Raw genomic sequence first — 24,594 nt, forward strand, 5'->3', positions numbered from 1 at the left:
AAAAGCTGGCGACGACTGCAAGGACAAAAGCTGTTGCCCAAGATCGTCAGCGGTGTAAAGTTCCGTGACGGAATCGAAATCGCGCGCGATCACAAATCCGCCGCTTGATTCACCCCGTCACCCAAAATCGCGCATAGCTCCTCGACGATAGCTTCCACCGCCTTACGATATTCAGTTTCGGCCAGAAGGAGGCCCGCGACGAACGCTCCAAGCGCCATGGACAGGCCCTCGATAGCGGCGAGCACGCCAGTGCCAATGATGACGAACAGAACCGCCGCCGTTAGCAATTCGAGAGATTGAATTGATCCAACAAGACGGAAAAGGGGTCGCAGCACCACTCTTCCGACCACAACAATGAGCGCGATCGCCGCTGCCGCATGGGCCAGCGTTATGCCAATGTTCGACGCAAGCGAACCTTCAATGTTCGAGCCGAGGATCGAAACGAATATCAGTATCGGAATCACGGCGAGGTCCTGCGCCAGCAGGATCGAAAAGCTCGCTCTGCCCGCGCCTGTCGTCAGCTCGCCATGTGCCGCTAGAATCTCAAGAACGATGGCGGTCGAGGAAAGCGCGAGGCAGGCTCCCAGGATGACGGCGACCGACGCCGCTTGTCCGGTTCCTGCGATGATGACGGAAAGCAAGGACGCTGTGAGGACGACCTGCAATCCGCCCAGCCCGAAAACGAGCCGCCGCATCGAAAGCAACCGATCGTAGGAAAGCTCCAATCCAATAAGAAACAAAAGAAAAACGACGCCGAGTTCGGCGATGCCGCTAACATTTTTTGCATCGACGACGGTGAACCAGTAGAGAAATGGCAGCTTGTCGATGAATGAACCCAGCCCGAGCGGGCCGAGCAACGCGCCTGCTCCCAAATAGCCAAGCACCGGGTTCAACCCGAGATAGCGCACGAGGGGTACGACGACGCCGGCGGTCGCTAGAACGACGAGAGCGTCGCTATAGACAGGGATATTGATTGTCGCAGTCAAACTGCCTCCGAGAAGCGCGGGGTGAAGGAGTGAGAACCCCAAGAGTTTCGTACAACTCAATAGAAGTCCACGATGAAAGTGGCCAGAGGCCCGCGAGCGCCGGAGATTCCCACGGGGCGCTGAACGGACTTCGTAGGGGGCGCGACAGTTACTCGACAGATGCGCATCAAACGGAGAAACTCCGGCGCATCGCCGTCGGCATTAGATCATCGGTCGGCGCAACCATCCGTCGCTGGCGGGTCGACGCCGCTTCCGCCACCCCGTCGAATCTCGGCGATCAGACGGAATCCCACGCGACAAGATTCATCGATGCGCTGTTAATCCCGCCTTTCAGCCAGAAAGCTGTGGAGGTGCGATAATGCTTACCTCCCGTTTCTCTCGCGGTGATTTTTGCAGAATAGGCGTCGTAAGCCTACCGCGGGTTGGACAACTGGGCTCCTCGTAGAAGCAGTTGCGCTGGCGTATTTCGCGTTCCTGGCCGCTTTGCCGCTCGGTCCGCGCGCCGCTAATATGACTTCGCACATTCTACTGATGAACGCCCTGGCGCCAGCCTTGGCCAGTGCGATCTCCAGTTTCGGCGAGCGCGCGCCAGGTTTCGCTTCGGCCCGGGTCTTAATCGCCGCCACTGTCGTGCAGCTTGTCCTGCTTTGGACATGGCACGCCCCCAATCTTTGGGGGCTGGCTTGAGAGCGCCTCTCGTGAACCTACTTATGCAGGCGTCGTTGTTGGCTTCGTCGTTCACGCTCTGGCTCGCGATTCTTTCCGAAAAAGGCGTCTTTAGGTGGCGCGTCGTCGTCGCGCTATTTCGGGACCGGCAAATTCTCCTGCGTGCTCGGCGTGCTGCTGCTGTTCGCGCTGCGCCTGCTATATGCGGACTCTCACGTCGGTCATGGCCATGTGGTGCCGATGGCGATGAACTGCTTGCGGATCAGCGCCTCGCGGGCCTGTTGATGCTGATAGCCTGCCCGCTTTGCTACGTTCTAGCGGGGATCGCGATTGCAACAAAAATGGCTGCAAGAATAGAAACGAGCGCCAGAGGCCGCCGTGCTGATCGTGCTGACTGTCGCCGTTGTCGTGGCGAATTCCAGAAGGTGCGCGTTCGACGATCGTGGGGCGGGTGCGGCGCGAACCATCGGATTTTGAAATTTCAATGTATCCCGACATCGATCAACGTTAGAACTACTGGAAAGGAAACGGCGGTGTTCAAGAAAATTCTCCTCCCGATTGATCTCGAACAAGCCGATCTCACGCAACACGCGATAGAAGCAGCAATTGAGATCTCCAAGCCTAGCGCCGAATTGCGGCTTGTTAATGTGCAGGCGATGCTGCCCGCAATGTTAATCGAATACGGACTGCCAGATTACGAAAGCGAAGTTCGTCTTTTGGCTGAGAAGCGAATCGGGGAAACCGCAGCGAAAATTGACTACCCGAGCGTTTCGACCATTGTGAGGATCGGTGATCCCATCTATCACGAGGCCCTGATGGAGGCCAAGGAATGGGACGCAGATCTAATCGTGATCTGCTCAAACCAGCCAACCTTGGCAACGTATCTTCTTGGCTCCAATGCCGCCAAAATTGTACGGCACGCGACATGTTCAGTGCTAGTGGTGCGACGGTAGGAGGACGAACCCAGCAAGGTGGATTGGGCGATTACATTGGACGCAACGCAATCTTGCGTGGTGGGTTCCCCGGAAGTCGTATGCCTGCTCTATGATAGGAAGCGGCTCTGGGGGTGGTAGCGCATGCACGAGACCGGGAAGGTTCTTGGGATCGCTAGTGCTGAAGCTGATGGCGAGGAGCTCCTCGTCGGACAGGCGGCTCCAATAGCCGTCTAGGCCGGGCAGCTCTGCCCGGCCATGCGCTCTAGTCATTTACGTGTTCTCCTCAGCCCGATTCGCACGGGCAATTTCACTTAGGATAGCCGTGATTCGGGGCCGTCAAGAACTGGAACCCTACATTTTGCGCGTTATTCACAGACTATGTGCCACATTTTGTGGTTAGGCACGGGTAGATTGCCACCCAATTTGGCCCACACGGCACGAAAAAGGCCGTGACGATACTTCTCGTTCTCGGCTATTTTCGACGCGCTGCGGCGTGAATGGGTCCAGAAGCGGGCGTACGCCTGTGAACTAGGCACCAGTCCGTTACGAAATCTCGCCGGCGTTTTCGGACTGGAATTCCTTTGAAATCTCCCTCGCCAATTTTTGGCCCTTCGCGAGCCTTCGCCCCAACGCGTCGATAAAACTCTCGTAGCGTTCTCGTCCCTTTGCTTGCGCCGCCGCCTGCGCACCTTCGGGCAATGGCGGCGTCGCGGTGAGCCAGGCGCGGATGTAAAGCGCCAGCGCCTCGACGGAGAATTCGAGATCGCGCTCGACGCGATCAATGGAACGGGTTAGGCGATCGAGTCGCCGGGTCATCGCCGCCTCCCAGCGATCAATATCATCCGCCGTCAGGAACGAAATAATGGCGGCTTCCGCGATGGAGGATTTCGCCGCGCGTTCCTTACTTGCAAGCCTTTCAAGCCGCGCCATCATGTCGGCGTCGAGATAGACTGAAAGGCGCTGCTTCACGGCCATGTAGGTTCCTACAGCGCTATGCCGTCGTCAGGATCCATCGTCACCTGTCGCGAAAGCGAGCGAGATTGGGCTCGAAGAATGCGAGCTTTGATCGCCTCGTCGTCGTCAGCCGCGTCTTCAACAAGGAATGCTTCGGGTTTCAACACGAAGTTTGATTCTGGGAGCGCGATGTCCTCATGCTGGGGAAGCTCAGGTTCACGGCGGATCCCGCCATTGGCGGAATCCTCGTCGTTTGGTGTTTTAGCTTTCGGCGTTGGCAACGCGGTCCAATCGTGATTTGTAATGCTGTCGGCGGCCATCAAGGGCGCCGTGGACGAGGAGATAGGGGACGGCGCCGGCGACGACGCTATTCGCGCCGCCAATCGACGGTCTTCGTAATATCGCGCCTTTTTGGCTCTGATTGGCGGTAGACCAGAGACCAGGACGATTTCGTCTGTGGGAGGCAGTTGCATCACCTCGCCTGGCGTCAGCAGCGCACGCGCGGTTTCCTGACGCGACACCATCAAATGCCCAAGCCATGGACTCAGACGATGGCCGGCGTAGTTTTTCATCGCGCGCATTTCGGTCGCAGTACCAAGGGCGTCGGAGACCCGCTTCGCCGTCCGCTCGTCGTTCGTGGCGAAGGACACTCTGACGTGGCAATTGTCGAGAATGGCGTTGTTGGGACCGTAGGCTTTTTCGATCTGATTGAGCGACTGGGCGATGAGGAAGCTTTTCAGTCCATAGCCAGCCATAAAGGCCAGCGCTGATTCGAAGAAATCTAACCTACCTAGGGCCGGAAACTCGTCGAGCATGAGCAGCAGCCGATGCCGGCGCTGCTGTGTGTTCAGCTTCTCCGTCAGGCGCCGACCGATCTGGTTGAGCACGAGGCGCACAAGCGGCTTGGTCCGGGAGATATCGGACGGGGGAACAACGAGGTAAAGAGCCGTCGGGGTCTCACCGGAGACAAGGTCGGCAATTCGCCAATCGCAGCGCCGCGTGACTTCAGCGACGACGGGATCGCGATAGAGGCCGAGAAACGACATTGCGGTGGAAATTACGCCTGAGCGTTCATTCTCGGATTTGTTGAGGAGCTCGCGCGCCGTCGAAGCCACGACCGGATGCGGACCCGCGGCGCCAAGATGCTGTATCGTAATCATGGCTCGCAGCGTGGTCTCGATCGGGCGCTTCGGATCAGAGAGAAAATTGGCGACGCCGGCGAGCGTTTTGTCGGCCTCGGCATAGAGGACGTGGAGAATGGCGCCGACGAGAAGCGAATGGCTGGTCTTTTCCCAATGGTTGCGCCGCTCAAGCGCGCCTTCTGGATCAACGAGAATATCAGCGACGTTCTGAACGTCTCTGACTTCCGCGGGGCCACGTCGAACTTCGAGCAAAGGATTATATGCCGAAGAATCGCCGTTGGTCGGATCGAACAGCAGCACACGGCCAAAGCGCGCTCGCCAGCCAGCGGTAAGGGCCCAGTTCTCGCCCTTAATATCATGAATAATGACGGAGCCAGGCCATGTGAGAAGCGTCGGAACGACAAGGCCGACGCCTTTGCCAGAGCGGGTAGGGGCGAAGCACAGGACGTGTTCGGGGCCGTCATGGCGCAGATACTTGTCCTCGAATCTTCCGAGCACCACGCCGTCAGGTTCGACAAGCCCCGCCTTTCGAATTTCTTCCGCCGCCGCCCAGCGAGCAGAGCCGTAGGTGACGACATTTTTTGCTTCGCGGGCGCGAAGCACAGACATGCCGATGGCGACAGCGATGGAAGCAAAGCCGCCCGATGCGGCGATGATGGCGCCTTCGACGAAAATCTCGGGTGCATACGCGTCGAAGTGATACCACCACCAGAAGAAGGCTGGCGGGGGATAGAGGCGGTATGATCCGACGAGAAACCAGGGCGGACCCAATTCTGGTTGGAAGGCCAATCGCCAAGCCGTCCATTGCGTCGCGCTCCACGTCGTCGCGAGCACGATGGCGCAGACGATTAAGATCTGACCCCAGAGAATGCGCGTGGCCGACATAAACGCCAGCTTGTGTCTTCCGGTTTCTTGTCTGCAAGGAAAATTGATCTCGCGTCGCAAATCGGCGCGCCACAGCGTACAAATACCGGGAGCGGACCGAACGGTCACGGCAAAGGATGCCGAGAACGCTGCGCTCCTCATCTACAAACCAATTCCTCTCTTGCGACCGAAGCTCCAATCCACACCGCCGCTCGGCGCCATCATGCCCGACACCTGTCGTCCAAGTTGCTTTTCCAGCGAGGGGGTCCAAGGGACGAGACTGAAGCCGAGCCCGTCATCGATCATGGCGTAGCGACCAGACGCGAGGTTCACGCGCTGCCGATAGACGCCGGCGATCGAATCTCCCTCGGCAATCGAATGTCGCGGTAAGCCAGTCTTGGACGCGAGTTGGGCGGACGCTTCATTGAGCTCGAGTGTGCGCAGCGTTTCGAGGAGATTGCTGGCGAAGACGAGGCGCTGCCCTAGTCGCCTGGCAAGCCCTTCGGCGATCAGATGATCGGCCCGCGCATCCATGGCGTTGCGGACATCCTGGCCGAAACCTGCTTCGGATATCGGCATCGGCTCTTTGGCGACAAGGCGTCGATCGAGCCATGTGGCGCCATTCGCGTGGATCTGATCCTCGATAGAAAGGTCGGACCGAACAGCGAAAACAAGCCGCGCAGCTCCGCTATCGCGAGGCGTCAGGCGTCGAACCTCCACGATCGCGCCGCGAGCGGCGTCGCCTGTCGCGTCGAGATCGAAAAAGCGGACGTGATGCGTGTGACCGTCGACGCCATCGACGATTACGAAGGCGGAGCCTTTCAATTCGTCATCGAGGCCGCGCGAGATGAGTTCTCCGATGATCGAATCGCCGTGCGCTTCGCCGTCCCATGAGAAATCGCCCGTAGCACGGTCAACGCCGCGCGCAGCGAGGCCTTGATGGATACGCTTGATGATATCTCCGCGTTCTCCAAGCTTGCGAAGCACGCTCTCGGCCTCCTCAGCCATCATCCATTGTCCCACGCCGACGGGGACGGCGAGTCCGAGCTTCTCCAGTTTCCGCGCCCGTCCGATGAGAAGGCTTTGTTCGAGGTCGTTCGGCTGATCCGCATTCGGACGGAGATCAATGAGGCCGTCCTTCATCGCGGCTTCGCGCGCTAACGCATGATCGAGCGGCGTCCAGCGGTCGGCGTCGACCTGGCGTTCGAGCGATTGGCGAATCTCTTGTTCGCTCCGTTGACCGAGCTCCAGTGTGGCCAGCTGCTGGGCGCGGGCGCGAAGACCCCGGCTGATATAGTCGCGGCTGATGACGAGATCGGCGCCGTCATTGGTCTGACCGCGCACAAGGACATGGATATGTGGATGCTCGGTGTTCCAATGGTCGACTGCGACCCAATCGAGCTCGGTCCGAAGGTCGCGCGCCATCTCACCCATGAGGTCGCGCGTGAACGCCCGTAAGTCGTCAAGCTCCGTTGCGTCGTCGGGCGCGACAATAAAGCGGAAGTGATGGCGATCATTCTGGCAGCGCTCTGCGAAGGCCTTGGCGTCAGTGGCATCTCCTTTCGCGTCGAATAATTTTCCAGGCGCTCCATCGCGGGTGACGCCGTCACGACGGAGATAGGAGAGATGCGCAATGAGCGGCGCCGACTTGCCTCGATGTCGAACGACGCGGGCTTTCACCACTACGATCCGCGAGTGGGAGGTCAGACCGCGCAACGCGGAGAAGCTTGCCGCGCGGCCGCGGCCGAAGGCGCGACGCCCCTTTCCGCGAGAACTCGAACGGTATAGTCCGCCCGCCTTCTGCGTCGCCGCCAACACGCGCGAAACGAAACTTTTCGCCTTTCGTGGCTTCGTTTGGCGAATGCGGCCGGGACGAATGCGGATGTCGTCGTCACCGACCATGGCAAAAGGCGTGCGAGGTGGAAATTAAGGTGCGAGCGCAAAGAGTTATTCTGTTCGGCAGGCTTGGGACGAAACGGGCAGCCTGCAGGAATGCGTTGATACGAAACGACAAACCGACCGCCGGACAACGACGCAGGCTGTCCCTTTTATCTTGCCATAGGTCGGTCGCTTGCGCTCCCTCCGCCACGCTCGCGCACAAAGGCGCGAGTTGCTGCGCTAACATGCGATAGAGCTGGAAAGCGATCATCGAGCGCGACGCGCTACAAAAATTTCGGCAGCCGAACGATGAACCGGGCTCAAATCTGCGATCGCGTCGTCATTCGAAAGCGAAATTCGCGCAAATATGTTGTCGTCGCGCTGCGCCGGAAAAAGAGGGTGAGGGACGGATTCCCCGGTAGTCGCTCCGGCGCTGGTCGCGCTGTTTTGGGCGATTTGCCGCGCAGAATTCAGTTTGGTTAGAGCGACGAAGGTTGACGGTTTGCTGATGTCGGCGGATGGGGAACTTTGCGTCGCAGCAAGCTCCTCGAGGCCGAGTTTTGATGCAAGTCCCGCAACGTAATTTATCGTCTCAATCGGCAATGGGCGTCCATGCAAATATTGTTCATAGCGCTGTGGACCGGCGTTATAGGCGGCGAGGAAGCCGCCTTCGCGATAACGCTCGAACATCTCGGAAAGATAGGCTGCGCCTGCCAAAATGTTATCGCCTGGATCGAAGGGATCGGGTCCAAGAGCATGCTTGAGGCGTAGCTCCTCGTATGTCGCCGGCATGATCTGCATCAGACCGATTGCGCCTTTGCCGGAGACGGCGCATGCGTCGCCATAACTTTCGGTGCGCATGACGGCGCGAATCCATTGGGGCGGGATATGGAAGCGGCGCGACGCCTCGTCAGTCGCACTGGCGACAAATTCCGCCGATGCTTGGATGGAATCTCGCGCGCATTTGGCGATCTCAGAGGCGCGCGCCTGCGAATGCGAAATCGTGGCAAGAGCTGTCACAGAAACGAGCATCGTCACCGCGAACGCAAATCCGTGGCAGGTTCTCCGCCAAGGAGGTCGAATTTTCTTTGGCGTCATTCGCGTCACTCCCACGTCCAAAGCGGGATTGCGCGTCCAATCAATTTTTCGGAAGGAATGGTCCCGAAGTATCGTCCGTCGAGCGACGAGGGTTCATCCCAATTGAGGAGAAAGACCTGGCCCGGAAGCACGGCATGGCAGCCGCTCCAAGTAGGCAGCGATCGCCCGGCGTGGTCGCGTTCCTGCGCCTCCGCCATATCAATGCTGTCGACGGTCACAGCGCGCCCGTTGCGGCATATGCGCTGACCGGGTAACGCGGCGACGCGCTTGATCAGCAGCACGCCATGGGCGAGGTAGCGGCGCTCGACAAGCCAGCTTTGAAGCGCTTCCGGCGGTCGCGTGACGACAAGATCGGTGACGGCGAGTTTGCCTATAGGCTGCACGGCATAGAGACCTATGGGGACGCTGGAGGAGGCGTTCCAAACCACAAGCGGATCGTGCGTCGTCGCGAATGTTGATGCGACGGCGCAGCTTGCGAGCAGGGTGAGAACGATGGGTCTGATCATTTGGAATTGACCCTCGCGCGCAGGAGCCAGGCTTTATGGCGTTCTCGCGTATAGGGCCGCGGCGGCAGGCCAGCAGCCAGTCGACTGTGGATATGCCGCCAATGATCGGGGCAAATATCTTGCGGCGCAAAGCCCAGCGACTCGACCGATTCGATGGTGCGCAGAACCCGCTGAACTTTGTCCCAACCTGCCGCTCGAAGAAGAATTTCAGCGCCGGGTTTGACGGCGGGGATAGTCGAATAGGGCTCGATCGATTTGCAGGCGCGCAGAATATCGATGCGCGAAGCAAGCGTCCCGTAACCGTTCGACGCCCAGCGGACGAATGCGAAAATTGATCCCGGCGCGAAGTAAGCGACGCGCCGCCGACGGTCGAGCGTGCGTTCGTTCAGAGGCGCGCCGAAGCGAATCCAACGCTCGATTTTGCCTTTGAGAAAATAGAGCTCCACTTCGGTGAGCGCGGTCATGGCGCGCCTCCGCAAGGCGTAGAACTCTCCGAGTTACTTGCGACGTATGGATCGACGATGGAGCGAGTTCGCTCGAAGCGTCTGTTTTGCTCGGCCGCGTAGCCTCGGAGTGTGGCCTTCGGACACCGACGAAGGACGATGGACGCGGACCGACGGCTCTGCCCGCCCTCTCTTTTCGGCAGACCTTGGCCGGGATTGTCCACAAGGTGGATTACGGCGCGATCCGTTAGAATGAATCCGAAGGATTCAGTGTTAGTACAGTTAGGAGCGCCGTGAATGACGATACGACAAAACGTTAGCGACCATTTTGGTCCCCGATAGCACGAGGATCGGGTCCCTGATGGCACGATAGGGTCGGTCCCCGATAGCACGAGCGTTTTCACAGCTTGTCCACAGAGGGGAGGGAGGCATCGAGGCAGCCTGAAGCACGTTCAAGCGAGTCGAGTGGAATTGGCGCGAAGATGAGACGCTCGTCACCAAGCGGACCGTGGCGGATAGAGAGCTGGTAATTTGGAAGCGGCTGCCGACGGACGATGTCGCGCAGGTCAAACGCAAAATGTTTGAGCGGCGAGAGGGCGCCGGACTTCACGTGCAGATGGCGAAAGTCGAAACTCCAGCCGCCACCCTGACGGCCGCCATGCTTGCGCACGAGGCGATAGAGCCAGCGCTCCAAGCCGCCGGTGAGCGCGAAATATTCCCGATCGATCGTCAGGACCAAAGCTTCGTTGAGAACGCCGGCGTAGAACCAGTCCGGCAGGATCAATTCGACGCCGAGCGGCCGACCATTCGCGTCGGAGGTTTCTTTCCATTCATTGATCCAGGAGAAGCGGTGGCGCCGCCGCTCTGCCGGCTGGCGGATGGATGTCGCGACGCTTGTCGACTGCAGTCGGTCGAGCGCGGCCTTCAGCCGTTGATAGTCTCGCGCGCTCGTCGCACGCCCGATAAAGGTCAGAATTTCATAAGGGGTCGCCGCCATCAGGCGCGATGTTTTCAAGCCGTTGTCGCGCGCCTGGACGATCTGCGAGGCTGCCCAAATGAGCACGTCGGCGTCCCAGATAGTCGCCATGCCATGTTCAAGTGTCGCGTCGACCCTGATGACGATCTCTCCCATTCGGAAGTCGATCGGCGACAGGCGCTTGGATTTGGCGAGGCTGAAAAATGGGTAGGACATCAGGTCCTGGGCGTCGCGCGGCGCGAGATCGCCGGGGAGCGCGCGAAACAATTCGAGCTGCTCCCATTCGTCGCTAAGGAAACGGCCTGATCGACGTGCCATGGCGCGAGTCCGAGAGCTCAACGGCGCGGCTGATTGGCGCGCAGCAGCACGTCGCTGGCGTGCCGACGCGCGGGCAAAACGGTTCCGACGCCGGGATCCGACGTTGAGGCTTTGGTTCCGCGCTCTACCCATGCCTGCAGGTCATCGATGCGATAAACAACGCGGCCGCCGAGCTTGGAGTAGCGTGGGCCGGTGCCATAGGTGCGGTGCTTTTCCAGCGTGCGGCCGGAGAGACCAAGGAAGCGAGCGGCTTCGGGCGTGCGCAGATAGCGCGGCGGGAGTTCTGCTGGTTGCGCGGACATGATCGAACCTTCGAATAGCGAAGCGCGCCGCCGATGATCGGCGGTCGTCGTCGATCACATTGGCGGAGAAGGTCCGGCGGGAGGGATGACGGATATATTGAGTGCGAGATTCGTCACCCTCGCAGCTGCGAGTTGTCGAGGTGCGGCGAGCGACTGAGCGGAATTGTCCGCGAGTGGATCGGCTATTTCGTCAGAAGCTTACGATAGCCGCCGCGCATCAGCGCTATTCCGCCCTTCACAAGACGGATCGTCATGGCGCGTATCGAGGATGTCTTCCAGGGCTCACGGTTCAGTCGTTCATGACCGAATAGCTGCTCTGCAATGTCGCGATAGGACGCCTTCGCGAGGTGTCCATCGAGCGCACGGAGCATTTCTGAAAATCGCTTATCGTCGATCTTCGCCGCGCCCGGGGACGATCCGTTGACATGACGGAGAAAGCGCAAGGTTGCTGCGGAACGCGTCTGTGTCGACTTATCGACGGGAATAAGCGCTGAAAGCGCGGCGCCTGGCGCCGGGGGGCCGGGCAACCAGAGCCGATGTTCCCGGCGTCTCGCGCCAAGGATCACATAGTCTCCGTCCGACGTCGTGCGGCGAGACCGTAGGTCGGGCCAATTTTGCGGCGCGTAGACGAGCATTGAGGTAAGAGCTGGATGCGCGTCGAGCACCACAACGCTGGAGCAGCATTCGGGACGCCAGAAAATTTCGGCCTCAGTGGCGTTCAGCGCTGGGTCAGCCGCAAAATCGAAGCCCCCAACACCGCTCGGGTCCATCTATGCCAGCGTCGAGCCGCGACCGGAACTCGGGATCGGCGTATTGCGCCTGATAGTCATCGTTGCGCCGTAGATATTCCCAGGCGTAGTCGCGCCAGTTTGTATCTCGCAAATGCTCATATGCGCGTTCTGAGCGCCAATCGCCGATGGTCATGGAAATTCTCGGGTAGGAGTGGCTAAGCCTATGTTCGAAAGACTATTTGTCGATAATTTGTCTAAGAAATCCCGGAACTACGGCGTCATCGTTCTCGGCGAACGGCCCGCTACATCACCTTCCCAATGGCGCCTGATCGAACCATATCAATTTAGCGCTGCAAAACTCGGCCCCAAGAACCATTCACGGCGACCCGTCGAGAAAGTCCCTGTAGCCGCTCGTCGTCATCCATTTCGCACGCTGAAGGTGCGTATCATAGGCGCGCTTCGCGCGTTCTGGCTCACGTTCCGGATCGATTCCAAGGACGATCTTCGAAACCTCCTCCCAGGCGGCCCCTTCCTTAGCGGCGTCTAGCAATCGCAGATAAATGATCGAATGCGCGCGGTCGTAGTCGACCACGTGGTTGTCAGTGGGCGCGACGTCGGCGATTGAGCTGGCTTTGGTGTGCGGCACGGTTTCCGATTCCGGGAACATTGGATGTTTACTCTAGCCAATCTTTCCTGCGATCGTCTCGCGCGAAATTACGGCGCAAATACATACTATAGTGGATAAACCTCATAGTGTGTGTCGGTCCAGCCTTTCCCCATGGATATGCGGAGGCTGGTCGGAAGAAACGTGCGAAGAATCAGGCTCGAGAAAGGCCTGACGCAAGAGAAGTTTGCCGAACAGTCGGGATTTACCCAGCAATATGTGAGCGGCCTTGAGCGTGGTCTCCGAAATCCAACGATCGTGAGCCTTTATGAAATCGCGCTCGCCCTAGGCGTCGATCATGTTTCACTTGTCGCCCCGGATGATGAAGCGCGCGAAGAAGAAGAGCGACGCCTTGAGGGCAAAGCGCGCGGACGGGCGCAAAGTCGCGTAAAGCGACGGGAGCCGAAGTCTCCCAAGAGAACGGCTAAATCGCGCAGAAAGTCACGCGCCAAGGCCCATAAATAAAACGAAAGGGCTGCCCCGCCAGATCTCTGGGCGGGGCAGTGTGTTGGCGTTCAATCGCCGTTGGGCTTGCGGCCCCGCGACCAGATCAGCGAGTAGCCTTCGCCATCCTCGTCGTCGAAGAGATTGGCGTAGATCGGAGCGGTGAAGCTCGGATCGTCGAGCTTGAGCGAGAGATAGTCGCGGCCTTCGTTTGAGCGCTTCGGCCAGGCGGCCCCGATCTCGGCCCGGCCCACATAGACCCGGTGGCTGGGTGCGTTGTCATTGGAGCGGTTGGTCTCAGGCACGATGCGGACGCCCTTGGTCTGGAGGCTGAGGGTGACGATCTCGCCCTGGAAATCGCCGCCGACTTTCTTGAAAGAACCGATGTTAGCCATGTCACTTCTCCTTGCTGTTTTCGAGCCCGCGACCACCGCGGCCTCGATGGCGATCGACGGGCCGGGGACGATCGACGACGCACCCGCTCGCGGGCCGGAGCGCAGCGGAGGATGACGGCGGTGAGACTTTCTTGCCTCGCGAGGAATGGGCTTTAGCCCAGGGGAAGAAAGTCGATCCGACGGCGTTGCGGCTCAGGCGATCGAGGCGCAGCCGGTCTTCGGCCAGATCAGGCCATCACGAGGCCAGGTGCGTCCGTGCTTGAATAGCATCCTCGGGAGAAGACGTGGCGGATGTCGGTTGTCCCGCACAAGATGTCGGTGCGTTCAGGCGTAGAGAAAGAAGCCATGGCGTAGGAAAAGGCGGGATCGTTTGCCGCGCAACTGCCGCACCGAGACACTCCGCCCGGATGGATCATGGGCCGCTAGAGATCGCCCCCACACTGGCGAAGCGCGATTTCGACAGGGGCCGCATGCTCCGTGACTTGAGCACGCGATCCTTCAGCGCGCGATCGTCAAAGCAGTCTTTTCGAGGATGAGGACGATTTCTCATCCCTCGCGCGTTGCAGCCGTCAGAACCGGCTGATGCTCGTTCTGCGACGCTCCGCTTGGTCGCAACGGAAGGGGTTCTGCGAAGACCGTCATTCGCGCCCAAGCTGTGCCGCCGATGAAGATGGCGCCGATCCAGGCGAAGACCTCGCGACAGATAAGCGCCGGCACGCCGATCTGGGAAAGACCGAGAACCGCGTGATAGCCGGCGATCGCCGCCGGAATTGCGAAGGCGGCCGCGATGGCGGCGCGCAGAGGCAGCGGGCGAACGACTGCGAAGGCGATTTGCCCTGCGCCGAGGGTGAGCGCGCCGGCGATAACGCCGACAAGCAGCGCACCGAGGACGCCGGCGCCGCCATGGAACGCGGCCATCCCGGCCGTCAGTCCAACGAAGAACGGCAAGGCGTAGACGGCAAGCGTGAAGATCAGCCAACAGAACAGGCCGATCCCAAACATGCTGAGGATGAGTCCGATGACAAGCATGGTGGTAGCCTCCGTGACAACAATTGTGACGGTCGCGCCTTCCACCACCACCGCAGCGCGATCAAAAGTATAGCCAAAAGCCGGCTGCGATGGGAGGGGAATCCGTCCGCGCCGCGGCGACCGCGGGCGTCTCGGCGCCATGTGGAACCCGGGCCGTTCGTGCGGTGTCGTCGTTGGATGACAGGCGCAACGTCATGACGATGGGCCGACATATGGTGATGGAGTTTAGGCGGCGCTTACGCGCCGCCCTCGCCGAATTTCCACACCGGCAGACCGAGTTTTTTCGCCTTGTCGGCAAGATTGCCCTGGATGCCGGTGCCGGGGAACACCATGACGCCGATCGGCAGCACTTCGAGCATCGCGTCGTTGCGCTTGAAGGGTGCGGCCTTGCTGTGCTTCGTCCAATCGGGCTTGAACGCGACCTGCGGCACCTTGCGGTTGGTCGCCCATTTGGCGGCGATGAGTTCGGCGCCTTTCGGCGATCCGCCATGCAGCAGCACCATGCCGGGGTGCTTCGCGTGGACCTTGTCGAGCCGATCCCAGATCAGACGATGGTCGTTGAAGTCGAGCCCGCCGGTGAGTGCGATCTTGGGTCCTGCCGCCAGCAGCACGTCGGTCTCCGCACGACGCTTGGCGGCGAGGAAATCCCGACTGTCGATCATTGCCGATGTCAGCGTGCGATGGTTGACCAGCGATCCGGAGCGGGGGCGCCAGGGTGAGCCGGTGTGAACTTCGAAGCGCTCGGCGGCCTGGTCGCGAAAGAGCTCCATGCTGTTGCGGCGCTCGATCAGTGTGATGCCCTCGGCGGTGAGACGCTCCAGTTCGACCGAGCGCACCTCTGAGCCGTTCTGTTCCCGCTGACTCCTCCGCTGCGCCTGCTCGTTGTCGTCGAGCTCGCGTTCGATGCGATCTGTCGCGCGGTGGAACGAGTTGACGGTCGACCAAAGCAGGTCGTCAAGGTCGGGTTCGAGGCGCGTGTCGGTCAGCGTCGAGACCAGGGTGTCGAAGATGTCGGAAACGGCGCCTGCGACGACATCGCCTTCGGGAAGCGGCCTCGGATCGGGTTCGTCGTGGAAGGGACGGTAGCCATAGAGCTGAAGTTCGTTGAGGACGTGATCGGTCGGGGATGAGCTGTGCGGCGGTTCGAATTCAGTGTCGTCGTGGTCGGTCGTCATGGTGAGGTCCTTTGCCGGATCGACCGCGCCCATCGCGGCCTTCGTGGCGATCACCAGACGGCGGGCGGAACGGGCCAGAGCCCGGAGCGCAGCGCAGGGCCGGAGCGCCAGCGGAGGATGGCGAAGCCCGGCTATTTTGTTTCGCGCTGCAAAGGCCCGCAGGGCCGGCGGAAAATAGCCGGGCGCAGCCATTGGCGGACCGGGCCGCCTGCCGTCCGATCGCCCTCTAGAAGGCCAAGGGCGCGACTCTGTCCGGCAGGGATGGTCCTCGCCTGACCGGCCTTGGCGAAGCGCGAACCGCCGACGCTCATCCCGTCTCGGTGGTCGCCCACAGCATGAAGCGGATGACGTCTTGCGGTGCGAGCTGGGTGCGCAGGGCTGCCCGGAGTTCGTCGATGCCGAACGTGCGCAGATCCTCGTTGAAGTCGCCGAGCCTGGGCGACCATGCAATCGTCTCGATGCCGGCCGCCTCTGCACGTTCGGTCAGAGCCGTCACCGCCGCGTCACCGGCCGCATCGTCGTCTCGCGCGATATAGAGACGGTGCAACGTCGGCGGGAGCAGCATGGCGGCGAGGTGGTTGGCGGAAAGCGCCGCGGCCATCGGCAAGGTCGGCAGCACGCATCGTAGCGACAGCATGGTCTCGATGCCTTCGCCGGCCGCGAGCACGTCGTTCGCCACACCAAAGCGGACTGCGTTGCCGAGAAGGTCGCCCATCGCGCGTCGCGGCGTGTCGATCGGCGCCTTGCCACGGCCTGACGGATCGAGCCAGGTCCGGTGCGCGCCGGTCATCCGGCCGTCGAGATCAGTGACGCGGGCGATCATCGCGGGCCAAGTCTCGGTCGGCGCGGACTCATCCGGGCGATAGTAGCAGCGCGGGTGAAAGCGCAGCGCGCCGTCTTCGTGCAAAGCCGTAATGCCGCGATTGCGCAAATACGTTTCCACGAGAGTCCGTGCGATCGGCTGTGACATCGCGAACAGCCGCCGCGCCGCTTCCGGCGATCCTGTCTGCGCCGGCAGACGTGCAGTTGGCGGTGCTGGCTCCGGGTCCGAGCGGGGCAAGCTTAGGAAGCGTCGAGCCTCGTCAGCGACATCGTGGAAATCGAGAAGGCCACAGCTCTCACGGATGATGTCGAGCAGGTCGCCGTGCTCGCCGGTGGCGGCATCGGTCCATTTGCCGGCTGGCCCCTTGGGCGACTCCTTCAGCCGGACGAACATGGAACGGCCCGGCGTATTGCGCACGTCGCCGACCAGCCAATAGCGGCCCTCGCGCCGGCCCTTTGAGAGATAGTGGCGGCATACCGCTTCGGCCTCGCGCGCGAGACGGTGCGCCAGTTCGGAAGCGTCGCGGGGCATCACACGGCCTCCCGCTCACCGATGCGCGCGACCGGATAATGCTCCAGCACTTTCCCCAGCACGCTGATGCCGCTGGCATCTGTGGGCACGAACATGCGCAGCTTCCAGGAGATGATCTCGTGAAAGAGGCCGTAGGCCTTGAGCCGATCCCGCATCGTGTCGGTGAAGCCCGACAGCTCGATGCGATTCGCACCCATGACACGCACGCGGCGGAGCTGCAGGCCTTCGGCGAGATCGAGATCAAGAACGGTGCGGCCGTCCATCAGCGCAGTGAAGGCGCTCTTGGCGGTGAGCGCCGGTGTGTCCACGGCGAGCGCAGTTGCGACCCAGGCCGGCGAGACCTTCCGGCCGATGATGCGTTCGCCCGCATCGGTCTGAAGCCGATAGACGCGCGTCGACTCGTTCGGCAGGCGCTTCCAGATTGGCAAGAGCAGGCCGGCGACCATGTGGATCGTGCTGTCGGTGAATGCGGGCACCTCGGCGAGCTCGGCCTGCCAGGCGGCGGCGAAGCAGTCTCGGTCGGCTTCGACCCAGTGGCTCTCCGTCATCATCTTCAAGGGAAGGCGATGATGCTCCATTGGCCGGATCAGCCGTACGCGCCGCTCGATCTCGCCGTCGTCAAGCATCAGACTTGGCGCCGGGACTTGCACGGCTGCACGGCCGGAGCGCTCGTTGATCAGCAGCGCGGCGCGCGGATCGGAAAGCCGATCCAGGGCGTCGTCCAGTGTCACAGGACGATTGCGCTCGCGCTGCGTGATGGTGAGCAGCCGCGTCTCCGCGCCCGTGCCGGGATGGCTGTAGATCGCGCGCCGGTCGGTGACCGCGAAGCTTTCGGCCCGGAGCGTCTCCAGCCCGACATCGTAGGTCCCGGACGCGACAGCGCCTTCGATGCGTGCGGTCAGCAGCTGCTCGAACGCAGTGAACAGCACATTCTGCAGATCGATGGTCAACGCCAGCAGGCGATTGAGGAAGGTGGTGATCGGCGGCAGCTCGTCCTTGATGCCGTTGGCGTCCATCAGCTTCAGGCCGGTGGCGTCCTCGAAAGTCTGAAGCGAGCAGCCGTCCAACTTGCCCCTGACTAGGAGCATGTAGAGCTGGCGGAGCGCATCGCGCCCGTAGTGGCTTTCGAGATTGTCCTCGGGCCGGAACAGGCCCTGGCCGCCAGTCTGGCGCTGGCCGCGCGTGATCGCGCCGAGCGTGTCGAGGCGGCGCGCGATCGTGCTCAAGAAGCGCTTCTCCGCCTTCACGTCCGTGGCGATCGGACGGAACAGCGGCGGCTGTACCTGGTTGGTGCGGTTGGTGCGGCCGAGACCCTGGATCGCCGCATCGGCCTTCCAGCCGGGTTCGAGCAGGTAGTGGACGCGCAGGCGCCGATTCCGAGCCGACAAGTCGGCGTGGTAGCTGCGTCCCGTGCCGCCCGCTTCCGAGAAAATGAGGATGCGCTTGGCGTTATCCATGAAGGCGGCCGTCTCCGCGAGGTTGGCCGAGCCGGCACGGTTCTCGACTATCAGCCGATCGCCCTTGCGGACGACGCGGCGCGAGCGTCCGGTCACCTCGGCCACCACGTCGGCGCCGAAGCGCTGGACGATCTGGTCGAGGGCGCCGGGGACCGGCGGGAGCGAGGCAAGCTTCTCGATCAAGCGGTCGCGGCGGGCGAGGGCCTCGCGGCTCTCGACAGGCTGGCCGTCGCGATAGACAGGCCGGGAGGAGAGATTGCCCTCGCTATCGGTGAAAGGCTCGTAGAGCTGCACTGGGAAGGAATGAGCGAGATAGTCGAGGACGTACTCCCTCGGCGTGATATCGACCTGAACGTCATTCCAGTCCTCCGTCGGAATCTCCGCCAGCCTGCGTTCCATCAGCGCTTCGCCGGTCGAGACAATCTGGATGACGGCGGCATGCCCTAACTCGAGATCGCACTCGATCGAGCGGATCAGCGAGGGTGTTTTCATGCTCGTCAGCAGATGGCCGAAGAAGCGCTGCTTGGCGGATTCGAAGGCGGAGCGGGCGGCGGACTTGGCCTGCGCATTCAGCGTGCCCGTCTCGCCGGTGATGTTGGCGGCCCGCATCGCCGCGTCGAGATTGTTGTGAATGATCGAGAACGCGCCAGCATAGGCGTCGTAGATGCGGATCTGCTCGGGGGTGAGTTGATGCTCGACCAGCTCGTACTCGACGCCCTCGTAGGAGAGGGAGCGGGCGGCATAGAGGCCCAGTGCTTTGAGATCGCGCGCGAGCACCTCCATTGCCGCGACGCCGCCATCCTCGATCGCCTCGACGAACTCCGCGCGAGTCGCGAACGGGAAGTCCTCGCCGCCCCAGAGTCCGAGACGCTGGGCGTAGGCGAGGTTATGGACCGTTGTGGCGCCGGTCGCGGAGACGTAGACGACGCGGGCGTTCGGCAGGGCGTGCTGGAGCCGCAGCCCCGCGCGGCCTTGCTGCGAGGCGGCCTGGTCGCCGCGTTCGCCCTTGCCGCCGACCGCGTTCTGCATGGCGTGGCTCTCGTCGAAAATGATCACTCCGTCGAAGTCGGAGCCCAACCATTCGACGATCTGCCGGACGCGCGAAAGCTTCTCGCCGCGCTCATCGGTGCGCAGGGTGGCGTAGGTCGTAAATAGGACGCCCTCTGCCAGCCGGATCGGCGTGCCCTGACGAAAGCGGGAGAGCGGCGTGACGAGCAGCCGCTCCATGCCGAGCGCCGACCAGTCGCGCTGCGCATCCTCGATCAGCTTGTCGGACTTGCTGATCCAGACGGCGCGACGCCGGCCCTTGAGCCAGTTGTCGAGCAGGATGCCGGCGACCTGGCGGCCCTTGCCGGCGCCGGTGCCGTCGCCGAGAAACCACCCCCGACGAAAGCGAACGCGATTCTCGGCATCGTCCCGCGCCGCGGTGACGACATCGAACGTCGCGTCGACCGACCAATAGTCGGCGAGGAAGTCGGAGTGGGCTTCGCCGGCATAGATGACGGATTCGAGCTGGGCGTCCGACAGCAGGCCGTCGGCGGCGAGGTTCGCTGGCAGATGCGGCCGGTAGGATGGCTTCGGCGGCGCGACCGAGGCCATCGCTGCCGACTGCACCAGCTTGGTGGGATGCGCCTGCGAGCCGGGAATACGGATCGACTGCAATCCGTATTCTTCATAAAGCGCATCCGTAAGGCGCACGCCCTCCGGCGGCGTCCAATCGATGGTCTCGTAAGCGAGCTCCACCGCGCCCGGTTCGGGGAGCGGGGGAACGGAGGACGGACGCATTGCGAAGGCGCGCACCGTGCGCGCGATGGCCGGGCGCGCACGGGTGACGGCAATGGACGCTTCAATCGGCATCCGCGGTGGAACGTGCTCGATCACCCAGGCGAGCAAGGTGGCTGCATCCGGCGCGACACCCGGAGAGTCAGGGAACACGCCCGGATCGGCGGCGGGTTGCTTGTCGATGACGAGCAGTCGCGTGTCGATGGTGGTGCCGTGCTTCGCATAGACCGCACCGTCGATGGCGGCGGAGAACACGAGTCGGCCGCACTTCTGCAGGCGAGCGAAGGCGTCGGTCCAGGCTGGATTGTTGGGTGCAAAGCTCGATCCGGTGATCGCGACGAGACGCCCGCCTTCGCACAGCCGCGCCAGGGCAGAGGTGACATGGCGAAGCGCCGCGTCCGCCATGCGCCGATCGACATTCGCTATTGCCGAGAAGGGCGGGTTCATCAGAACCACGCTCGGCGCGATGGCGGCGTCGAGATGATCGTCGATCTGCGCTGCGTCGAAACGGGTGACGGTGACGCCCGGAAAGACTTGGTCGAGCAGTGCGGCGCGTGCCTCGGCGAGTTCGTTCAGGACCAGCGAGCCGCCGGCCAGTTCGGCGAGGATGGCGAGCAGTCCGGTGCCGGCCGAAGGCTCGAGCACCCGATCGGCCGGCGTGATGGCGGCGGCGGCGCACGCCGCGACTCCGAGCGGAATGGGCGTCGAGAATTGTTGGAGCGCCTGGCTTTCTTCGGAGCGGCGCGTGTGGGTGGGGAGGAGGCCCGCGGTCTTCGCCAGCATCGGTAGCGCTGCGTCCGGAGACGCGGCTTTGCGGAAAAGCGCGTTGCCGTATTTGCGGAGGAACAGGACCGTGGCCGCCTCGCAGGCGTCGTAAGCGGTCTTCCAATCCCAGGCGCCAGCCGCATCGGAGGCGCCGAAGGCGGACTCCATAGCCGAGCGCAGGATGCCGGCGTCGATGCGGCGTCCGCGCTCGAGATCGGGGAGAAGAAGCCGCGCCGCCTGAGCGATGGCGGCGGACGCAGGCGCGAGCGATGGCAGAGCCGAGCGGGCGGCCGCGGAGCTGGAAGGATTCGTCATGAAGAGGACCTCGGGAGAGCAGGAACGGGCCGAGCCGCAGGGCGCTCTCTCGACCCGACCGGCTCAAACCCGTTCCGGCAGGGCTCTCGCTCTCTTCACGCCGCCACCCGCCCGCGCCCGCACTGGATGCTCAGCGGCCACGTCGCTTGGCGCGCGAAGCTGCGAGGGTGCGCGCCAGCCAACCGTTGGTGTCGGTCCAGGCGATCGTCTCGCGGGTCTCTAGGTCGAGCACATGGGCGCCCCCGCCGAAGGCGTTGACGCGCGGGCGCGAGCAGGAGTTCGCCCATTGGAAACCCCAGCGGTCGGTAAGACCGAAAGCCTCGGCGCAACGCTGGACGAAGAGGATCACCTGCTGGGGATCGCCGGTGACATCGTCGCGTATCCAGAGTCTGGTCGCGCCGTGCTCCGGCTCGATCGACAGGAGGAAGCCGTCGGGCGGCACCTCCTCATGAGCGGCGTCCTCCATGAAGGCTTGGTAGAGCTTGAGCGCGCGCTGCATTGTCGGGCGTGCCGACATCGAGCACGCATGAGAAGTGCGTGAAGGAAATCAGCCATGACGGCCTCCAGAAATGAAAAAGCCCGGCGCATGGCCGGGCGTGTCGGGGGAAAGTTGAGCGGGGCGACCGACGCCGCCCCGCTCCTGGTCGTCACTCGGCGGCGATTACGGCTGGCTGATCCACTTCGTCATCGCTGGCCTCTTTGTCGTCGGAGAGAAAGGCAGGCAGCGTGTCATCGCCTCGGGCGGGATCACCGTCGATAGACTCCGCGCCCACGGCCTCCGGAGTGCGCAGCGGCTCGGGGAGCCAGCCGGTACCGTCGAGCAGCCGTTCGGCTTCCTTCGCCATGTCCGCCTTCTTCAAGTGGTCGATGAGCTGAGCGGATTGCTCGCCCTTCGCCTCGCGCACCGCCTCGAGGATGCGGGGTTTGGTGACGCGGCCGAGATAGCTGTCGACGGTCGGCCGCCAGCCTGCTTCCACCATGTCGAGCCCGACCGCGTGTGCAAGCCGGTCGGCCAGGACGAGACGGTGCTGGACGCCGTGAACCGAGATGCCAGGACCGCCATAACGATCGCCCTTCTCGTAGAGCGCGTTGACGCCGAACGAGACGCAATGCGCAAGGAGCGTGCTGCGGCTGGTCTCGTCGAGGGCGGCGAGCCAGTTCCAGAGCGCAGCCTCATCCTTCGGCAGATCGGCTTTCCAGGCCTCGTGACGTTCCGCGACAGCCTTGGCGGAAGGACTGTCCTTCAGATCTGCCGGCTGTGCGGAGAAAAACACATGCCGTACAGACGCCTCGAGACAAGCGCCCGGCGAAGTGTGCTGGAAGGTGTCGAGGCAGAGCTTGTGCAGCAATGCCGTCATTGCGACATGCGGATTGTTGGCCACCGCATCGCGCAGCGCGAGGGTCCGGTACGCCGTCAACTCGCTGACGAGTCGATCGGGCAGCGGCCTCACGACATCGTCATCGTCTTCCTCCGGCTCGGTCTGGCCGCCGATGGTGATGACGGCGCGCTGCACCGTGGGCGAGGATGGTTCGCCGCCGTCGTGTTGATCGACATCGGCCTCCGCTTCGCCGTCGCCGTCTACAGCAGTCGGCCCCTCGTCTTCGCGCTGAACATAAGCGCGATCGACGGAGAGGCTGCCGTCAGCATTGATGCTGACGAAGACTCCGGCTCGACCGATCTCGGCGGGATCGTAGCTGACCGGCCGATCCTCGAAGGCAGCAAGCGCTGTTTCGATTTCACCGAGACGTGCGTCAATCTCGTCGGGCAGTTCGTCGGCGTTCTCGTATTCGGCTTCGAGCTTGGCGTACTCGGCCTGCAAGGCATCGATCGTCGCTTGCTCCTCGGCGGTGAGGTCGGTCGGTGTGCCGTTGAGCTCGCGCAGATGATGGGTGTGGCCGAACGGGAAATCGACATTCACCTCGATCCACTTCCAGCCCTCGCCGGCGATCTGCTCTGCTTCGGCCTTCAGCTTCTCGGCGACCAGGCCGTCGAGCAGGCCGACATTCTTCAGCCAGCCGCCATCGTCCTGCTGGAAGAGGTCGCGCATGACGATGCCGCCCGCCTGCTCATAGGCGTCGAGGCCGACGAACAGGACGCGCCTGTCGGACGCGCGCACGGTGCGCTCTGTCAGCATGCGACGAATCTGATACGGCTCCTGGCTGTAGGAGCGCTGGAGCGTTTCCCAGACCTGCTCCTGGCGCGCGTGATCGTCCGTCACGGTGAACGCCATGAGCTGGTCGAGCGACATGCCGTCTTCGGCATAGATGTCGAGCAGCTTCTCCGACACCGCAGCGAGGCGCAGCCGCTGCTTCACCACGTTCACGCCGACGAAGAACGTGGCGGCAATGTCCTCCTCGGGCTGATCCTTCGCGCGCAGAGCCTGGAAGGCACGGAACTGATCGAGCGGATGCAGCGGCGCGCGCTGGACGTTCTCAGCCAACGAGTCTTCCTCGGCGGAAATGTCGAGGCCGGGATCGCGCACGACGCAGGGCACCGGCGCGGTCTTGGCGAGACGCTTCTGTTTGACGAGATGCTGGAGCGCCCGGTAGCGCCGCCCGCCGGCCGGGACCTCGAACATGCCGGTCTCGGCGCCCTCGGCATCGAGCACCGGACGGACGTTGAGACTTTGCAGGAGCGTGCGCCGGGCGATGTCCTCAGCCAGCTCCTCGATCGAGACGCCGGCCTTCACGCGCCGGACGTTCGACTGGGACAGAACAAGCTTGTTGAAGGGAATGTCGCGCGACGACGACAGGGTGATCTTCTGAACAGTAGTGGCCATCGGGATGGTCTCCGCGACGGGCGCCGAAAGACTCTCTCTCGGCTTCCAACCCGTCACGAAGACCGGCGCAGCCCTCTTCCTCTAGGGCGCCGCAAACCCGCGAAACCGGAGATACGCATCCGCACAAATCCGGCCTTGCGTAATCGCCGGATCCGCCAAGGGCCTGGGCCCGTCCAGCGGCGGAGGCATCACGCCGCTTCCTGTTCGCGATCCGATGGCGTGGCGCGGCGTTCGTCGTCGCTATGGAGAAAGCCGAGGAGAAAATCGGCGGCCTTGCTCGCCAGCGACGCCGCGCGGACGATGGCGCGGTTGTCCTCGCGAAGCACATCCAGCCAGGAGCCGATGTAGTCTGCATGTCGCACGGTCGGCGCGATGCCGAGCGAGGCGCAGCAGAAGGCAGCATTCATCTCCGCCACCAGCTCCTCGAACGCGTATTTCTTGGAGCCGAAGGAGCCGGAGAGATCGCGGTTAAGTCGATGCGGGGCGCCGCTGGCATGCGTCTTATGCCGATATCGGCATAAGACGCATAATGCCGCGATCCGGATTATGCCGCATGGCCTCCGCTGGAGGCCGGATAGCCCGGCATTGGCCATGCGGCTGTTCGGCATAATCAGAGCCCTTCCAGGAACGCGAGG

The 24,594-nt window shown here is 62.5% G+C and carries 21 protein-coding genes and 1 pseudogene; 2 read left to right on the top strand and 20 right to left on the bottom strand.

Annotated elements, in window-relative coordinates:
• Positions 1 to 89 precede the first annotated feature (89 nt).
• Complete coding sequence (locus tag ACR65T_RS09130; protein ID WP_434496194.1) at positions 90 to 986, bottom strand: cation:proton antiporter domain-containing protein; 897 nt, start codon at positions 984 to 986, stop codon at positions 90 to 92.
• A gap of 698 nt (positions 987 to 1,684) precedes the next feature.
• Between ACR65T_RS09130 and ACR65T_RS09135 the strand changes: the two genes are divergently transcribed.
• Complete coding sequence (locus tag ACR65T_RS09135) at positions 1,685 to 2,605, top strand: universal stress protein (protein ID WP_434496195.1); 921 nt, start codon at positions 1,685 to 1,687, stop codon at positions 2,603 to 2,605.
• 525 nt (positions 2,606 to 3,130) lie between these two features.
• On the opposite strand, the gene ACR65T_RS09140 is transcribed toward ACR65T_RS09135, so the two are convergent.
• The 11 genes from ACR65T_RS09140 to ACR65T_RS09190 form a co-directional block, all read right to left on the bottom strand.
• Entirely contained in the window at positions 3,131 to 3,562 is a 432-nt protein-coding gene (locus tag ACR65T_RS09140) for a CopG family transcriptional regulator (RefSeq protein ID WP_434496196.1), read from the bottom strand.
• A gap of 8 nt (positions 3,563 to 3,570) precedes the next feature.
• Positions 3,571 to 5,568, bottom strand: coding sequence for a conjugal transfer protein TraG (locus tag ACR65T_RS09145; protein WP_434496197.1), 1,998 nt, complete (start codon positions 5,566 to 5,568; stop codon positions 3,571 to 3,573).
• A 141-nt stretch (positions 5,569 to 5,709) separates the two neighbouring features.
• The gene (locus tag ACR65T_RS09150; RefSeq protein ID WP_434496198.1) at positions 5,710 to 7,449 is read right to left on the bottom strand and encodes a relaxase/mobilization nuclease domain-containing protein; all 1,740 of its coding nucleotides are present in this window, start codon (positions 7,447 to 7,449) and stop codon (positions 5,710 to 5,712) included.
• Between the two features lie 243 nt (positions 7,450 to 7,692).
• A complete protein-coding gene (locus ACR65T_RS09155; RefSeq protein WP_434496199.1) occupies positions 7,693 to 8,457 on the bottom strand; it encodes a lytic transglycosylase domain-containing protein in 765 nt (254 codons plus the stop codon).
• 71 nt (positions 8,458 to 8,528) lie between these two features.
• Positions 8,529 to 9,029, bottom strand: coding sequence for a S26 family signal peptidase (locus ACR65T_RS09160; RefSeq protein ID WP_434496200.1), 501 nt, complete (start codon positions 9,027 to 9,029; stop codon positions 8,529 to 8,531).
• Positions 9,026 to 9,493 carry a DUF2840 domain-containing protein gene (locus ACR65T_RS09165; protein WP_434496201.1) on the bottom strand — a complete coding sequence of 156 codons (468 nt, stop codon included), beginning with the start codon at positions 9,491 to 9,493 and terminating at the stop codon, positions 9,026 to 9,028. Before ACR65T_RS09165 ends, ACR65T_RS09160 begins: the two co-directional genes overlap by 4 nt.
• A gap of 379 nt (positions 9,494 to 9,872) precedes the next feature.
• The gene (locus tag ACR65T_RS09170) at positions 9,873 to 10,766 is read right to left on the bottom strand and encodes a replication initiator protein A (RefSeq protein ID WP_434496202.1); all 894 of its coding nucleotides are present in this window, start codon (positions 10,764 to 10,766) and stop codon (positions 9,873 to 9,875) included.
• A gap of 17 nt (positions 10,767 to 10,783) precedes the next feature.
• Positions 10,784 to 11,068, bottom strand: a complete 285-nt coding sequence (locus ACR65T_RS09175; RefSeq protein WP_434496203.1) for a helix-turn-helix transcriptional regulator — start codon at positions 11,066 to 11,068, stop codon at positions 10,784 to 10,786.
• A gap of 182 nt (positions 11,069 to 11,250) precedes the next feature.
• Complete coding sequence (locus ACR65T_RS09180; RefSeq protein WP_434496204.1) at positions 11,251 to 11,838, bottom strand: DUF2285 domain-containing protein; 588 nt, start codon at positions 11,836 to 11,838, stop codon at positions 11,251 to 11,253.
• The gene (locus tag ACR65T_RS09185) at positions 11,798 to 11,992 is read right to left on the bottom strand and encodes a transcriptional regulator domain-containing protein (RefSeq protein ID WP_434496205.1); all 195 of its coding nucleotides are present in this window, start codon (positions 11,990 to 11,992) and stop codon (positions 11,798 to 11,800) included. The genes ACR65T_RS09180 and ACR65T_RS09185 overlap by 41 nt, the downstream gene beginning before the upstream one ends.
• A gap of 183 nt (positions 11,993 to 12,175) precedes the next feature.
• The gene (locus ACR65T_RS09190) at positions 12,176 to 12,466 is read right to left on the bottom strand and encodes a hypothetical protein (protein WP_434496206.1); all 291 of its coding nucleotides are present in this window, start codon (positions 12,464 to 12,466) and stop codon (positions 12,176 to 12,178) included.
• A 90-nt stretch (positions 12,467 to 12,556) separates the two neighbouring features.
• Here ACR65T_RS09190 and ACR65T_RS09195 point away from each other — a divergent pair, with 90 nt between their 5' ends.
• Positions 12,557 to 12,928: a helix-turn-helix domain-containing protein gene (locus tag ACR65T_RS09195; RefSeq protein WP_434496207.1), complete on the top strand. Its 372-nt coding sequence runs from the start codon at positions 12,557 to 12,559 to the stop codon at positions 12,926 to 12,928.
• A gap of 50 nt (positions 12,929 to 12,978) precedes the next feature.
• Here ACR65T_RS09195 and ACR65T_RS09200 read toward each other — a convergent pair whose 3' ends face one another.
• The 8 genes and pseudogenes from ACR65T_RS09200 to ACR65T_RS09235 form a co-directional block, all read right to left on the bottom strand.
• Positions 12,979 to 13,302, bottom strand: a complete 324-nt coding sequence (locus ACR65T_RS09200) for a DUF736 domain-containing protein (protein WP_434496208.1) — start codon at positions 13,300 to 13,302, stop codon at positions 12,979 to 12,981.
• 546 nt (positions 13,303 to 13,848) lie between these two features.
• The gene (locus tag ACR65T_RS09205) at positions 13,849 to 14,331 is read right to left on the bottom strand and encodes a hypothetical protein (RefSeq protein ID WP_434496209.1); all 483 of its coding nucleotides are present in this window, start codon (positions 14,329 to 14,331) and stop codon (positions 13,849 to 13,851) included.
• A gap of 236 nt (positions 14,332 to 14,567) precedes the next feature.
• A complete protein-coding gene (locus tag ACR65T_RS09210; protein ID WP_434496214.1) occupies positions 14,568 to 15,506 on the bottom strand; it encodes a DUF2493 domain-containing protein in 939 nt (312 codons plus the stop codon).
• Between the two features lie 307 nt (positions 15,507 to 15,813).
• On the bottom strand, positions 15,814 to 16,860 hold the full coding sequence (locus tag ACR65T_RS09215) for a DUF7146 domain-containing protein (RefSeq protein ID WP_434496210.1): 1,047 nt from the start codon (positions 16,858 to 16,860) through the stop codon (positions 15,814 to 15,816).
• Positions 16,860 to 21,179, bottom strand: coding sequence for a strawberry notch-like NTP hydrolase domain-containing protein (locus tag ACR65T_RS09220; protein WP_434496211.1), 4,320 nt, complete (start codon positions 21,177 to 21,179; stop codon positions 16,860 to 16,862). The genes ACR65T_RS09215 and ACR65T_RS09220 overlap by 1 nt, the downstream gene beginning before the upstream one ends.
• A 130-nt stretch (positions 21,180 to 21,309) precedes the next feature.
• Positions 21,310 to 21,734, bottom strand: a pseudogene (locus ACR65T_RS09225) (hypothetical protein).
• A gap of 92 nt (positions 21,735 to 21,826) precedes the next feature.
• Positions 21,827 to 23,959 (bottom strand): ParB/RepB/Spo0J family partition protein, encoded by a 2,133-nt coding sequence (locus ACR65T_RS09230; protein WP_434496212.1) that lies wholly within the window; start codon positions 23,957 to 23,959, stop codon positions 21,827 to 21,829.
• A gap of 188 nt (positions 23,960 to 24,147) precedes the next feature.
• The coding region (locus ACR65T_RS09235) for a zincin-like metallopeptidase domain-containing protein (protein ID WP_434496213.1) at positions 24,148 to 24,594 on the bottom strand (447 nt) is incomplete at its 5' end.

The organism is Methylocystis sp., from assembly GCF_051061285.1.
GTDB lineage: Bacteria > Pseudomonadota > Alphaproteobacteria > Rhizobiales > Beijerinckiaceae > Methylocystis.

Excerpts from the sequence above, each read along its gene's own strand:
- ACR65T_RS09140 (WP_434496196.1), bottom strand. The coding sequence starts at position 3,562 with ATGGCCGTGAAGCAGCGCCTTTCAGTCTATCTCGACGCCGACATGATG.
- ACR65T_RS09145 (WP_434496197.1), bottom strand. The coding sequence starts at position 5,568 with ATGTCGGCCACGCGCATTCTCTGGGGTCAGATCTTAATCGTCTGCGCC.
- ACR65T_RS09150 (WP_434496198.1), bottom strand. The coding sequence starts at position 7,449 with ATGGTCGGTGACGACGACATCCGCATTCGTCCCGGCCGCATTCGCCAA.
- ACR65T_RS09155 (WP_434496199.1), bottom strand. The coding sequence starts at position 8,457 with ATGCTCGTTTCTGTGACAGCTCTTGCCACGATTTCGCATTCGCAGGCG.
- ACR65T_RS09160 (WP_434496200.1), bottom strand. The coding sequence starts at position 9,029 with ATGATCAGACCCATCGTTCTCACCCTGCTCGCAAGCTGCGCCGTCGCA.
- ACR65T_RS09165 (WP_434496201.1), bottom strand. The coding sequence starts at position 9,493 with ATGACCGCGCTCACCGAAGTGGAGCTCTATTTTCTCAAAGGCAAAATC.
- ACR65T_RS09170 (WP_434496202.1), bottom strand. The coding sequence starts at position 10,766 with ATGGCACGTCGATCAGGCCGTTTCCTTAGCGACGAATGGGAGCAGCTC.
- ACR65T_RS09175 (WP_434496203.1), bottom strand. The coding sequence starts at position 11,068 with ATGTCCGCGCAACCAGCAGAACTCCCGCCGCGCTATCTGCGCACGCCC.
- ACR65T_RS09180 (WP_434496204.1), bottom strand. The coding sequence starts at position 11,838 with ATGGACCCGAGCGGTGTTGGGGGCTTCGATTTTGCGGCTGACCCAGCG.
- ACR65T_RS09185 (WP_434496205.1), bottom strand. The coding sequence starts at position 11,992 with ATGACCATCGGCGATTGGCGCTCAGAACGCGCATATGAGCATTTGCGA.
- ACR65T_RS09190 (WP_434496206.1), bottom strand. The coding sequence starts at position 12,466 with ATGTTCCCGGAATCGGAAACCGTGCCGCACACCAAAGCCAGCTCAATC.
- ACR65T_RS09200 (WP_434496208.1), bottom strand. The coding sequence starts at position 13,302 with ATGGCTAACATCGGTTCTTTCAAGAAAGTCGGCGGCGATTTCCAGGGC.
- ACR65T_RS09205 (WP_434496209.1), bottom strand. The coding sequence starts at position 14,331 with ATGCTTGTCATCGGACTCATCCTCAGCATGTTTGGGATCGGCCTGTTC.
- ACR65T_RS09210 (WP_434496214.1), bottom strand. The coding sequence starts at position 15,506 with ATGACGACCGACCACGACGACACTGAATTCGAACCGCCGCACAGCTCA.
- ACR65T_RS09215 (WP_434496210.1), bottom strand. The coding sequence starts at position 16,860 with ATGCCCCGCGACGCTTCCGAACTGGCGCACCGTCTCGCGCGCGAGGCC.
- ACR65T_RS09220 (WP_434496211.1), bottom strand. The coding sequence starts at position 21,179 with ATGACGAATCCTTCCAGCTCCGCGGCCGCCCGCTCGGCTCTGCCATCG.
- ACR65T_RS09230 (WP_434496212.1), bottom strand. The coding sequence starts at position 23,959 with ATGGCCACTACTGTTCAGAAGATCACCCTGTCGTCGTCGCGCGACATT.